The organism is Paenibacillus sp. FW126-R14, assembly GCF_058789495.1.
In genome coordinates, this window is sequence record NZ_JBYTBS010000002.1 from 193,548 (window position 1) to 206,053 (window position 12,506).

General features: G+C 48.0%; 11 protein-coding genes and 1 other annotated feature. Of the genes, 1 reads left to right on the plus strand and 10 read right to left on the minus strand.

Annotated features, from left to right (window positions below; genetic code table 11):
• Window positions 1-96 precede the first annotated feature (96 nt).
• Window positions 97-1,752, plus strand: a complete 1,656-nt coding sequence (locus AC3WRW_RS02240) for a family 14 glycosylhydrolase (protein WP_492544574.1) — start codon at window positions 97-99, stop codon at window positions 1,750-1,752.
• A 93-nt stretch (window positions 1,753-1,845) separates the two neighbouring features.
• On the opposite strand, the gene modB is transcribed toward AC3WRW_RS02240, so the two are convergent.
• The 10 genes from modB to AC3WRW_RS02290 form a co-directional block, all read right to left on the minus strand.
• Window positions 1,846-2,502 (minus strand): molybdate ABC transporter permease subunit, encoded by a 657-nt coding sequence (modB, locus tag AC3WRW_RS02245; RefSeq protein WP_492544576.1) that lies wholly within the window; start codon window positions 2,500-2,502, stop codon window positions 1,846-1,848.
• Window positions 2,503-2,513: 11 nt separating this feature from the next.
• On the minus strand, window positions 2,514-3,365 hold the full coding sequence (modA, locus tag AC3WRW_RS02250) for a molybdate ABC transporter substrate-binding protein (protein ID WP_492544578.1): 852 nt from the start codon (window positions 3,363-3,365) through the stop codon (window positions 2,514-2,516).
• A gap of 158 nt (window positions 3,366-3,523) precedes the next feature.
• Window positions 3,524-4,609, minus strand: coding sequence for an aspartate-semialdehyde dehydrogenase (asd, locus tag AC3WRW_RS02255; RefSeq protein ID WP_492544580.1), 1,086 nt, complete (start codon window positions 4,607-4,609; stop codon window positions 3,524-3,526).
• Between the two features lie 163 nt (window positions 4,610-4,772).
• Window positions 4,773-5,038: a binding site (T-box leader), on the minus strand.
• A 67-nt stretch (window positions 5,039-5,105) separates the two neighbouring features.
• Window positions 5,106-5,414 carry a hypothetical protein gene (locus AC3WRW_RS02260; RefSeq protein ID WP_492544582.1) on the minus strand — a complete coding sequence of 103 codons (309 nt, stop codon included), beginning with the start codon at window positions 5,412-5,414 and terminating at the stop codon, window positions 5,106-5,108.
• Between the two features lie 15 nt (window positions 5,415-5,429).
• Window positions 5,430-6,185, minus strand: coding sequence for a class I SAM-dependent methyltransferase (locus tag AC3WRW_RS02265; RefSeq protein ID WP_492544584.1), 756 nt, complete (start codon window positions 6,183-6,185; stop codon window positions 5,430-5,432).
• Between the two features lie 184 nt (window positions 6,186-6,369).
• The gene (locus AC3WRW_RS02270; RefSeq protein ID WP_492544585.1) at window positions 6,370-7,377 is read right to left on the minus strand and encodes a DUF3231 family protein; all 1,008 of its coding nucleotides are present in this window, start codon (window positions 7,375-7,377) and stop codon (window positions 6,370-6,372) included.
• Between the two features lie 186 nt (window positions 7,378-7,563).
• Window positions 7,564-8,505 carry an iron-hydroxamate ABC transporter substrate-binding protein gene (locus AC3WRW_RS02275; RefSeq protein ID WP_492544587.1) on the minus strand — a complete coding sequence of 314 codons (942 nt, stop codon included), beginning with the start codon at window positions 8,503-8,505 and terminating at the stop codon, window positions 7,564-7,566.
• Window positions 8,506-8,528: 23 nt separating this feature from the next.
• Window positions 8,529-9,548, minus strand: coding sequence for a FecCD family ABC transporter permease (locus AC3WRW_RS02280; protein ID WP_492544589.1), 1,020 nt, complete (start codon window positions 9,546-9,548; stop codon window positions 8,529-8,531).
• Complete coding sequence (locus AC3WRW_RS02285) at window positions 9,545-10,534, minus strand: FecCD family ABC transporter permease (RefSeq protein ID WP_492544698.1); 990 nt, start codon at window positions 10,532-10,534, stop codon at window positions 9,545-9,547. The genes AC3WRW_RS02280 and AC3WRW_RS02285 overlap by 4 nt, the downstream gene beginning before the upstream one ends.
• 127 nt (window positions 10,535-10,661) lie before the next feature.
• Window positions 10,662-12,350, minus strand: coding sequence for a helix-turn-helix domain-containing protein (locus tag AC3WRW_RS02290; protein ID WP_492544591.1), 1,689 nt, complete (start codon window positions 12,348-12,350; stop codon window positions 10,662-10,664).
• Window positions 12,351-12,506: the final 156 nt, after the last annotated feature.

The following is a 12,506-nucleotide window of genomic DNA, read 5'->3' on the forward strand; positions in this document are numbered from 1 at the left end:
TTCATCGACAGAGGAGTGGATATTTGTTTTCCAGATGAGCTTCACATGTAATCAGGAGAATATGAATTGGATTTACCAGCCTAAGGAGGTACTATCATGTATCAAATTTTGAGATCGTTAGTTCATCGTATACATAGGTTTGCAGCCGCTTCTCTGGCTGCTATTGTCGCAGTCTCCCTCTTTTTTCCGGCACTTCAAGCCGACGCAGCCAGCATTCGCAGTGATTATAAAGCTTATGCGATGGCTCCGCTTACCAAGATAACGGATTGGAACGCATTCCGCAGCCAGCTGACGACGCTGAAAAACAATGGTATCTATGCCCTCACAACTGATGTCTGGTGGGGGGATGTAGAGCAGGCCGGCGACAATGTCTTCGATTGGTCCTATTACAAAACCTATGCCGATACGGTGCGCGCTTCGGGCTTGAAGTGGATTCCGATCATCTCCACGCATCAATGCGGGGGCAACGTCGGGGATGACTGCAATATCAAGCTGCCTTCCTGGCTCTGGAGCAAAGGTACGCAAGACCAGATGACAATGCGCAGTGAAACCGGTTACTACAACAACGAAACCTTGTCTCCATGGTGGACAGGAACATCCACGCAGTATGATGAGCTTTATGCCTCCTTCGCGACCAATTTCAGTAGCTATAAGGATATTATCTCCAAAATCTACCTCTCCGGCGGCCCTGCGGGTGAACTTCGCTTCCCATCCTATAATACGGCCGACGGCTGGGCCTATCCGGGACGCGGAAAGCTGCAGGCGTACACCGATACGGCGAAGCTGGACTTCCAGAATGCCATGAAAACCAAATACAGCACGGTCTCCGCTCTCAACAGCGCTTGGGGGACGAACCTGACAGCCTTCACGCAAGTTGCTCCTCCAAGCGATGGTGACAATTTCTTCATCAATGGCGTAAAGTCCACATACGGTAAAGACTTTATGACTTGGTATCAGAGCGTGTTGGAGAAGCATCTGAACACGATCGCTGCGAAAGCGCACAGCCGTTTCGATTCCGTTTTCGGCGTTCCGATCGGTGCGAAGGTGGCCGGGATTCATTGGCAAATGAATCACCCTTCCATGCCGCATGCCGCTGAATTCGGCGCTGGATATTACAACTACAGCACGCTGCTGGACGAGTTCAAGAGATCGAATCTCGATCTGACCTTTACCTGTTTGGAAATGACCGACAATCAAGCTTCTGCAAGCCCTTATTATTCCGCTCCTAAGTCGTTAGTTATCCAAGTCGCAAATCTGGCGAACCAGAAGGGTATTCGCATCAATGGAGAGAACGCGCTGCCAATCAGCGATGGCAGCGGCTATCAAAACGTGGCGGAAATGCTGTTCAACTACAATTTCGGAGGCTTTACTCTGCTGCGGATGTCCAGTCTCGTCAATGCAGACGGCTCCAAAACCGCTTTGCTGGATGCTTACCGGGATGCTATTGCGATGACTCCGATACCGGTTACGTTCATCGTCAAGAACGCGCCAACCGTTTCGGGGGATGTTGTCTATGTAGCGGGAAGCCGCTGGGAAATGGGCAACTGGACAACAGGTGTTTACCCTATCAAGCTGACTTACAACAGCTCCACCGCCGACTGGCGCGGCACAGCTTATATCGGAGCATCCCGCTATTATGAATTCAAAGCGATTATCAAAGATAGCGCAGGCAATTTCAAAAGCTGGGAGCCCGGAGCCAACAATACATGGTCGACACCTGCGGCAGGAACGAACTATACGATAACTTGGTAATTCAAGTCTCGCCGCCGCTAAATATAAAAGCACAAAAGGCTAGAGGATCATAGACGGATCCTTTAGCCTTTTGTGTGTTATTTTCCTCTTCAACTAATTCCTTTGTCTCGTTAGAAGCAGCATAAGGAAGGAAATCAAAATAATCGAGCAAGTCCATGCCCACGCCATCGTCGTATTGCCCGAATCAACGGCAACGTAGATGGCCGTTGGAATGGTTTGCGTTTTACCCGGTATATTTCCGGCAATCATCAATGTTGCGCCGAATTCGCCAAGACCGCGGGCAAAGCCTAGAATATAGGCGGAGACCAGCGATCGGAACGTTAGCGGAAGTGTGATGTACCTGAACACCTGCCATTCGTTCGCCCCGATTGAGCGCGCAGCTCCCTCCATATCCCGGTCCACGGCAGAGAAACCTACCTTCATCGTTTGATAGACCAGCGGAAAGGCAACCACAATCGAAGCGATGACGGCAGCCCACCATGAGAAAATAACGGGTGCGGCAAACAGCCATTCGATAAATTTCCCAAACCAGCTTCTCCGGCCTAGTATGACTAAAAGAATAAAGCCTACTACAGTCGGCGGCAGCACAAGCGGCAGCATAATGGCTGTTTCAAGAATGGTCTTGCCTCTGAACGATTTTCGGGACATCCACCAAGCAATTCCCACGCCGAATACAAGGACAACGAGGCTGGATAACAATGAAACTTGAAGCGATAACCGGATAGGCGTCCAAAATTCGTGCCAATTCATGCCGGCCACAATTAATTCAGGATCGTAAATCCGTATTTAACGAAAACGTCAAGAGCTTCTTTGGACTGCAAGTACGTGTAGAAACCTTCAGCTTCTTTGCTGTGCTTCGTAGCCTTTACAATTCCAATCGGATATTCAACAGGCGTATATGTTTTTGGATCGACTGCAAAAGCGACTTTTACTTTTTGGGAAGTCAAAGCGTCTGTTTTGTAAACAAAACCAACATCCGCATTTCCGGTTTCTACATACTGCAGCACTTGACGCACATCTTTCCCTTGAACCATCTTGGACTGTAAGGAATCCCATAGTTTCGTGTTCGTCAGCGCTTCTTTGGCATAGCTGCCTGCGGGCACGCTCTCAGGAATGCCAATGGCAACGTTCTTTACTTCAGCTTTAGATAAATCCGCTGCATTGCGGATCGGTGCTTTCGCATCTGTGGAAATGACGGCAACCAGTTCATTCGTCAACAATTTTTTCTGCTGCGCTGTATCGATTAGCTGTTTATCAACCAGTGCCTTCATGTTTTTGGTTGCTGCAGAAAGGAACAAGTCTGCCGGAGCTCCCTGTTCGATCTGCTGCTGCAGAGCGCCTGACGCACCGAAGTTGAAATTCAATTTGATCGCCGGATTTTTCGTTTCATAAGCTTTTTGAATATCCTTAAGCGCATCCGTCATGCTCGCTGCGGCAGAAATCGTTAACTCTACGGTTTCAGCAGGTTTTTGACTGGGAGCACTCGTGCTTTGTGCCGGTGTGCTTACACTGGGACTCGCTGCCGGCTTCTCTGCTGTTCCGCAGGCAGTGAACACTAGCGTCATCCCTAAAGCGAAAGATAAGACCATACTACTTTTAACCATTTTAAACATTGATTCCCCTCCGAATTATATTTAGTTATAATTAAATATAATCATTATACATTCGGCCTATTTTCTTGTAAACTCATAAACCATAAACAAAAAGCTGCCCCTCCGTCATCTGCGATGACTTCTGGACAGCTCATTATTTGCCAAACCTTCGCCTGCTCCTACTTTGCTTGAATGTAGCCTTCAGCTTTAAGCAGTTCCGCGATCAACACAGCGCCGCCTGCGGCTCCGCGCAATGTATTATGCGACAATCCTACGAATTTGAAATCATAGATGGAATCTTCGCGCAATCTGCCTACCGAAACGCCCATACCGCTCTCAATATCACGGTCAAGCTTCGTTTGCGGTCTGTTGTCTTCTTCGAAATAAGTGATGAATTGCTTCGGTGCGCTTGGCAAACCAAGCTCCTGCGGGCGGCCTTTGAATTGCAGCCAGCGAGCGAGAATTTCTTCCTTGGAAGGCTTTTTCTCGAACGATGCAAATACCGTAGCCAAATGTCCGTCCGTAACCGGAACACGGATACATTGCGTTGTAATGAGCGGCGAACTTGCTTTAATAATTTCATTATTTACAATGCTGCCCCAAATGCGGAGCGGCTCTTGCTCGCTTTTCTCTTCCTCGCCGCCAATATAAGGAATGACATTGTCCAGCATTTCAGGCCAGTCGGTAAAGTTTTTGCCGGCACCGGAAATCGCTTGATACGTCGAGGCAACGACTTGAGTCGGTTTGAAATCCAGCAGGGCATGAAGCGCCGGCACATAGCTCTGGATCGAACAGTTCGGCTTGACGGCAATAAATCCGGTCGAAGTTCCGAGCCGTTTTCTCTGTGCAGCGATGACTTCGATATGCCCCGGATTCACTTCCGGAATGACCATTGGGATGTCTGGCGTCCAGCGGTGAGCCGAATTATTGGAAATAACGGGAGTGCCCGTTTTGGCGTATGCTTCTTCCAGCGCTTGAATTTCATTCTTTTTCATATCAACGGCACAAAAAATAAAATCAACCTGAGAGGCAACTTCCTCCACTCTGGATGCGTCCTGAACAACAATCTGTTTCACATCTTCAGGGATAGGCGTGTCTAATTTCCATCTGCCTTGCACAGATTCCTCATAGGTTTTACCTGCAGAACCGGCGCTTGCTGCGATGGCCGTTACTTGAAACCAAGGATGCTGATCCAGCAGCTGAACAAAGCGCTGACCCACCATTCCTGTTCCTCCGACAATACCGACTTTTAACTTTGCTGTCATCTAATATTCAATTCCTTTCAAAGTGGCATAATAATGGGGATCTATTCATTCCCTTGCATGAGGGATCTCCCTAAAAAATATTCAAAGCGGATGATTTGGTGAACCTTGTACGGCAAGAAAGCGATAAATATAAAAAAATCCCACCCCCAAGACTATAATCAGCCTTAGGGACGAGATTTGTATGCTCGTGGTACCACCCCAGATTCGCTAATATGTCGCCATATCAGCCTCTTCAAGTACGGCATTGCATAGGCAATGCGTATACTTTAGCTCTATAACAGGAGCTCCTGGCACACCATCTCCGCTTCAAGCGGTTCCGATGCGCTGCTCTGAGGCTTTTTTCAATAAACAATTCTTTGCTCCTTTTCAGCTGACGGAGCTCTCTGTGAAAGAATTTTATTTATTTACTCTTCTCTTCCTCGCATTTGAATGTTGCGATAATTCTATCAGATATTGAATGCAACGTAAACACAATTTTAGAAAATTCGAAAACTTTTTATCCTTCCACAATATCCGCCCGCAATTCGCTCGCAACTTCCATCATCTTCGGAATCACCGCTTCATTGGTGCCCGATACGTAGATATCGCCTTGGTAATGCCGGAATGGGATTCGGCTATCGCCGCAGCTCCACATGAAAAAATCCCCGTCAATCGACATCGTCGTGGCGCCGGTTACTGTAAATACAGATGTATAGGAAAAATCGGCTTTGGAGGCAAAATACTGTTTGCATTCCTCCAGAGATATGATTTTTGCCGAATGGCCATCTTCCTGTAGTGCTCTAGTAATTCGATACCGTTGACTCATTGCTTGCGAATCCTCCTATACTTCACCCCAGAATACTTGGGTCTCATAATTAAAAAACACGTTGCCGTCCTGTTCATTCCGTTCAAAAACGTTCCGAAGTTCTGCCATCATTGGTTCGTAGCGCGGATCTCCCGGCGCAGGGGAATAGGAGGACGATTGCAGCCTGCCGCTCAAGCCCTCAAAATCAAATACTTGCCCGTTGGTGAACCGTGCTTCTTGCATGGTGCCAGGCTTGAAAAAGGAGAGCAGAATATCCGGCGAAATATTTTGATGGTTGACTTCCTTATAGTCAGTCGAAAATGTACGAAGCAATTGTTCGTACTCTTCAAGGAACAAGCTGCCGCGAGTAAGACGCGCATTCCAAATCAGCACGACCTTTCCGCCCGGCTTCAGAATGCGTCTGAACTCCGCTTGCGCGGCGCTGCGGTCAAACCAATGAAACGACTGCGCACATACAATAGCATCTACCGAGCGATCTGGCAACCCCGTCACCTCAGCGGATCCGGAACCGATGGAAAACCGGCTTTCTTCTCCCAGCAGCTTCGCAGCGGCTTCCCGCATTTCTTTGTTCGGCTCGAGAGCCGTTACATAGCTCCCCCGCGCAAGCAGCAGCTTCGAGAAAACACCTGTTCCAGCACCGATATCGGCAATTTCAGCATGCGGTTGAAGTCCGATAACCTCGTACAAATAATCGATCGCTTCTTTCGGATACGACGGACGGTACTTTACATACTGATCGACCCGATTGGAAAACCGTTCTTTGCTGTCCATGATGAATCACTCTCCCTCATTAGTTTCACTAGATGAAATCAAGTTTCATTATTTATAATTCCATTCTATTTCAAAACCGTCCAAAATGCCAGCACAATTTTTTCGCCCGTCCTTTGCGCCGCCGGAAAAACGAGATGCAAAAAAGCCATCTCCGTTAATGGAGTGGCTATATCGGCGTCTTACTTCAAGACTTTGTCAGCTGTCTCCTATCCTCGACTTGCGGCGGCTCTTCCATCCAACCGTGCTTGATCATGATTTCCCCGCCTTCTGAGACAAAGGGAAGAATCTTTTGAGCGAGCCGGGCCATCGCGAGCGGCAAATCGCTGCGCAGACTGAAAGCTCCGCCAAGCGCATTGCTGCCAATCCCGAAAGACCCCAGTAAATTGGTGATGTACATCATTAACTTATCTGAGAATGGAGCAACCGTAGAATTGGTAGCTTTTCCCGCGTGTGTGGCTGGCGGCTCAATATAATCATCGCGCAAAAACTCCCCCAAGGTCGTTTCGATCTCTTTGGACAGCTTCATGCCTTTCACAAAATATTGTTTCACTTTTGTATCGTTGGCTACTTGCGCGAATCCGATCATAAGCTGCATCCCCGTAAGATTGGTCTCAATGGCATGATGCAGCAGTGAAATCTCAATCGCATTCAACGATCTCTTTTCCTTGAACACATTGACGCCCGATAAATAATTATCGTTCCGAATAAAAGTCACTTCTTTGGGCATGGACATGAATGGCGGCCGGACAAGAACTCCCTTCTCCAAGAGAAATTGCGCGCATTGATCGAACAGCTCTTGCGAAGTGGCCGTTAACTGCTTAAATAACTGCCTGATATCTTTCCGATACGACATTGTTGAATACAACGCAAATAGGCAAGCTTCTATTTTGCTTATCATGTGCAAAAACATCGGTTCATACAAATAATCAAATAATTTAGGAACCCCTTTATTTACGTCATTAGCCGTAAAGCCAAGCGGAATAACGGCTCCCTCATTTTGAAAAATCCGTTTGATGGTTTCCACGGTTTGCTCCGACGAGGCATACGTCGACTTCAAGATTTGCTGAATCTCTTCATTATCCGCGTGTTCAAGCATATAGTCCAAGAATCTCAATAACATGGTTTTTTCTTGATATGTCATCCACAAGTTGCCTAATTCTGACGATGTTAATGGGATATCGGTCGGTTCCATCTGTTAGACTCCTTTAAATAAACTTTCATTATCTCATCCTAATGATTGCTTTCATTTATCATTTCCGAATGGGGAAAGTTTATCCTGAGCACATTAACCGTTCTTGGCCATTTCGCATCATACTTGAAAAGCCCAAAGAAGCTAAGCACATAAGCTGCTTAGCTCCTTTTTCATTCATCTATTTACTTATTTAGCAAAAAGCTTTTCTGCCGCATCAAGCGCCATTTTATTGCCAATGGCCGAATAATCGAGCCAAGGCTGATCGGCAATCGGGTAAACATGACCGGCTTTCACCGCTTTAAGCCCTTTCCAAATAGGGTTCGATGACAGCTGTTCAAACAGTTTCTTTGCCGAATCGTCATTGTTCACAATGACGAAAATCGCATCGGCATCGTAGTCAGGAAGAACTTCTTGCGAAATTGTTTCATAAGCTTTGTCGATTTTCTCCACACCGTTTGCCGGCTTCAACCCTAAATCTGTGAACAGAATCGGTCCCAGGGGACGCTTCATACCCATGACACGCAGTTCCTTAGCTGTCACACGAATCGCCATGACTTTGCCGTCGCCAATTTTGGCATTAATAAGCCCTTTCACATTCCCTGCCTGTTTCTCGTAATCCTTGATGTACGTTTCCGCCTGCTGCTCACGGTTCACGAGCTTGCCGATTTTTTTCAAATGGTCGCGCCATGTTCCTTCGTCCAGGTCAAACACTTCTGTTTTCGCAATTTTTTCAAACTTGGCGACATCTTTACCGGAAAGCGATTTATCCAAATAAATCACTTCAGGCTTCAAAGCCAGCAGCGCTTCCATATCGGGTTCAGCCGCAACGCCGAGCTTCTTCGTATTCTGCAAACGGTCAGCGACGTGCGGTAGGAATGCTTTGAGGTCGCCACCCATGACAGAACCTACAGGCGTAATGCCAAGCGCCAGCAAATCATTCGTTAAATGAATGGAAATCGACGCAATACGCGGCTCTTTCTCCACCGGTTTAGCGGAAGTCGTCACGGCAGCCGTAGGGGCCGCCGACGCTGTAGATGCGGCTTCTTTCGGTGCGGCGGTTTGGCCGCATGCCGTCAGGACGAATAAGGAACTGATCACGCTGAATAATGCTATGTTTTTCTTCTTCACGATAAAAACCCCTTCATAATGTGTTATTTCGTTCTAGCGAGTAAAAATAAAAAGTACGGCGCCCCGACAGCGGCAACTACGATGCCTGCCGGGATAGCGTTAGGCTGAAAAATAGAGCGTCCTATCGTATCCGACGCAACCAGGATGACGAGTCCGACCAAGCCCGCTATCGGCAGCGCATGCTGATACATCGGTCCAACCAACCGACGGGCCAGATGCGGAGCAACCAATCCCAGGAAGCCAATCCCGCCGGTCATGGCCACGCTTGCGCTGGACAAGGCGACTGCGGTCATCAGCAGCAGCAATCGTTCGCGATTCACGGCAACGCCAAGCCCTGAGGTCACCTCATCGCCCAACGAGAAGGAATTCAAGATTTTCCACTTGCTTAATGCAAACGGCAGGAAAATGCCAACCCAGGGCAGCAGCGCAACGACATGCACCCAATCTCTTCCCCAAACGTTGCCTATCAACCATCTGGCTGTAAAAGTATACGTCGCCTCATCCAACCGCAGCGAGAGAAATAAAGTTACGGCGCTGAAGCCCGCTGCGATGGCAATTCCGACAAGAATTAAACGTATGGGCACGATCCCTTTATATCGGTCATAGGCCAAAGCCATAATCAAAATGGCCGTTATGACGCCTCCGGCAAAGGCGAACATCGGAATGAGCAAGGCGGGTGTGCCCTTCATGGAATGAAAAAAGCTGACGAACACAATTAAGCCTAGTGCAGCGCCCGAATGAAGCCCCAGAATCCCGGGGTCAGCGAGACCATTACGGGTTATTCCCTGCAAAATAGCGCCGGATACCCCTAAACCGATGCCCGCCAACATCGTAATGAGAATGCGGGGCAAGCGATATTCGAATAAGACGAGCCGGCTATCCGGAGTGCCGTAGCCTAGAAAGGTTTGCCATACTTCCAACGGCGAAAGCCGGATCGAGCCCGTATTCAGACTAATCAGAATGACGACCAAACTAATGAGGATCAAGCAAATGCCGACCATGATACTCTTGCTCTTTCGTTGACGGTTACGCAGCGAACTCATGACAGATTCCTCCTTTCTTTCCGGGCCAGATACAGAAAGAAAGGTACGCCTACCAGAGCGATCATCAAAGAGATCGCCAATTCCTTGGGCGGATGAACCATCCGCGCACCCAGATCTGCAAGCACCAGCAGGATGGCTCCGAGCAATGCAGACAGAGGAATGATGAAGCGATAGTCCACACCAACAAGCTTTCTGGCGATATGAGGGATAACCAGGCCTACGAATCCAATGGATCCTACAGCTGAAACTCCCACACCGGCAAGGATAATTGCCAGAGCAATGCCAAGCAACCGGATTCGCTTTGTTTTGACGCCCAGACCTGCTGAAACTTCTTCTCCCAAAGAAATTAGCGAGACAGAGCGGCTTATCGTCACAGCCCCCGCAATCGCCAGAAGAATAACCGGCACCAGCAGGTTTAAATGCTTCCATTTTACACCGGCAACACCCCCGGCGTACCAGAACGCAAGATCCTGACTAAGATCATAGTAGATCGCGACACCCGAACTAAGCGAATGCAGCAATGCCGCAACAACGGATCCCGCAATCGTAAGACGCAGCGGGGTTAGACCGCCAGGCGTGGATGAACCAAGCAAGTATATGAAAACAGTGCTGAGTACGGCCCCGAGAAAAGAGACCAGCATGAGGCTCGAATAGGGCAAATTAGGAAAAAATGCGAAGCTTAAAGCAACCATAAAGGCTGCGCCTGCATTGATCCCCAGAATACCGGAATCAGCTAACGGATTTCGCGTAATTCCTTGCATTAAAGCACCAGCCACTGCAAAGCCTGCTCCGATAACAGCCGCACCGAGGACGCGAGGCAAACGCAATTCATGAATAATCTGGTGCGATGTTAACTCAGAATTATAATGAAATACGGCCCCCCATACGGTTGCTAGTGTTAAATCCTTAGCCCCAAACGAAATGGCTGTAAACATGACGATAAGTAAAACGAGCATCGTTATGAGACTAATCAATCCATATGTCATTCTGTTCATGCTTGTAAGCCCCGGCTTCATCGAGATGATTCATACCCCTCATTAATACTGATAATCATTATCAATAAATTCATTATAGAAATCTCTCTTGCTTTCGTCCATGACATATTTATAGATTTTATCCTTGGATTATTTTCAGATTCGCATTGGTTGGGGAATTCTGCTTCAATGAAGTTCCGCTTAGCATGGATACCGCCTTTTCCAGAAGCTGTCCAATCGCTTGCGGCGCATAGACCATCCATTCATCCCAATGGAGCATGAAATATCGCCCCTGCCTAATGGCCGGATGACGCAGCCAAACCGGATCCGTCATAATCTGATGCTGAAGCTTTGCCGAGGATTGCCTGGTCGAATTCAAGAAGATGACATAGTCCGATTCATACTGGTTCATATCCTCCGGCGTTACCCTCAGCCAATTGAAATAGGTACCTTCGCTGTGCTGATTAATTTCCCGGGCAATTCGACTTGGAGGCGACAACTGTAAAGACCGGTAAAAAACATGCCCCACATTTCTGGCGCCATACAATCTCATTTCCGTGTTCATCATGCGGCAAATAGCAACCGTTGGGCTTCCGAACGTCTTTTTCACTCGTTTCCCGGCCTTCTCGGCCTTGTATGTATGGAGCTCGATCCAATCTTTGGCTGCCTGTCTGCGGCCTACGATCCCAGCTATTTCTTCCAGATGCTCAAAGACATCCTGCGATGCCCAAGGTACCGAAATAATAGGAGCGATGTCGCCAATATGCTCTCTCGCTTTCAGTAGCACATTCTCTTTGCAAAGGATAAGTCCCGGCTTCGCTTCCAGGAAAGCTTTTCTGCCTATTTCCCAGGAGTCTGCGGCGTGCAGCGGCAAAGTCAACGAAGTCGTTTCAGCCTGCAAATACTTTTCATGGTGGAATTGGGCTGCGCTCGGAACAATCCCCAGCGTCAGCAAGTGATCCGTATAAGGGTAAGATAGCGAAACAATATTGGTTAAGGGCTCGTTCGCATATTGCGTGGGAGCATACCCGCAGTTCTCTTTAAAGCGCCGGCTAAAATAAAATTCATCGCGATAGCCTACCCGTCCGCTCAAATCCCGTATCTGCGGCGCGGATACAAGCAAAATTTCCTTTGCCTTGTTCATGCGAACTTGAGTAAGAAATTCGATCGGCGATTTATTCATTTTTTGCTTAAAACGCTGCGAATAATAAGCAGGATGCATGCCTGCAATCTCCGCCAGCTTGTCCAGATTGATATCTGAATGGTAAGCATCCTGCATGTATTGAATCGTAAGCTGAATCGAGGCATCGGCATCCTTCGGCGCCGTGTCCAGACGCGGCTGATCTTTTAGAATCAACGCTACTAGTTCGTACAAATATTGCTGACGCAAGTGCTCTCTTACACTTGAATCCCCGCATGCGGAGGCAAGCAGCTGCATTTTTCGTTGAAAAAGCAGTGTATCCGTTTGAAGAGCTCCGTGAATGGGAAATTGCTTCTCCCGCTCAAAAACCTTACGCGCTTGCGTATTCTCTGCAATTCGAAACAGATTGAATTCCAGCTGATAGATCACGCTGTTCGCATTGCCCGACAAGTTCAACGCTTGGACGCTCATGCCGGGAAGCAGCAAACACAGCGTTTTGCCATGCAGTTGAACCTCCGTCTGATTGATTTGAAGCTGACCTACCGTCTTAACAAAAAAGAGCAGCGTGTGATGAGCAACTTCCTCCGCCGTTCGTTTCCACTCCGCTAAATCGGTTATAATTTCAAGCTTGATCAGCTCAAGCAATGTTCCTTGTAAATACAGTTCGTGGTCCGAATCACGATTCATCCGAGTCCCTCCCGCGCAAATGATAACCATTCTCATAATAATATAACACAAAACATTTTTTTTCGCTGATCCAGAAATTCTCAGTCATGTTTGTTGGAGGCGAAAACAATAAGAAGAACCTAGCCAGTGGCTAGGTCCTTGTCTTAACTCGTATGT

Coding starts and splice junctions, on each gene's coding strand:
- AC3WRW_RS02270 (WP_492544585.1), bottom strand. CDS start 7,377: ATGGAACCGACCGATATCCCATTAACATCGTCAGAATTAGGCAACTTG.
- AC3WRW_RS02280 (WP_492544589.1), bottom strand. CDS start 9,548: ATGAGTTCGCTGCGTAACCGTCAACGAAAGAGCAAGAGTATCATGGTC.
- AC3WRW_RS02260 (WP_492544582.1), bottom strand. CDS start 5,414: ATGAGTCAACGGTATCGAATTACTAGAGCACTACAGGAAGATGGCCAT.
- modA (WP_492544578.1), bottom strand. CDS start 3,365: ATGTTTAAAATGGTTAAAAGTAGTATGGTCTTATCTTTCGCTTTAGGG.
- asd (WP_492544580.1), bottom strand. CDS start 4,609: ATGACAGCAAAGTTAAAAGTCGGTATTGTCGGAGGAACAGGAATGGTG.
- AC3WRW_RS02290 (WP_492544591.1), bottom strand. CDS start 12,350: ATGAATCGTGATTCGGACCACGAACTGTATTTACAAGGAACATTGCTT.
- AC3WRW_RS02265 (WP_492544584.1), bottom strand. CDS start 6,185: ATGGACAGCAAAGAACGGTTTTCCAATCGGGTCGATCAGTATGTAAAG.
- AC3WRW_RS02240 (WP_492544574.1), top strand. CDS start 97: ATGTATCAAATTTTGAGATCGTTAGTTCATCGTATACATAGGTTTGCA.
- modB (WP_492544576.1), bottom strand. CDS start 2,502: ATGAATTGGCACGAATTTTGGACGCCTATCCGGTTATCGCTTCAAGTT.
- AC3WRW_RS02285 (WP_492544698.1), bottom strand. CDS start 10,534: ATGACATATGGATTGATTAGTCTCATAACGATGCTCGTTTTACTTATC.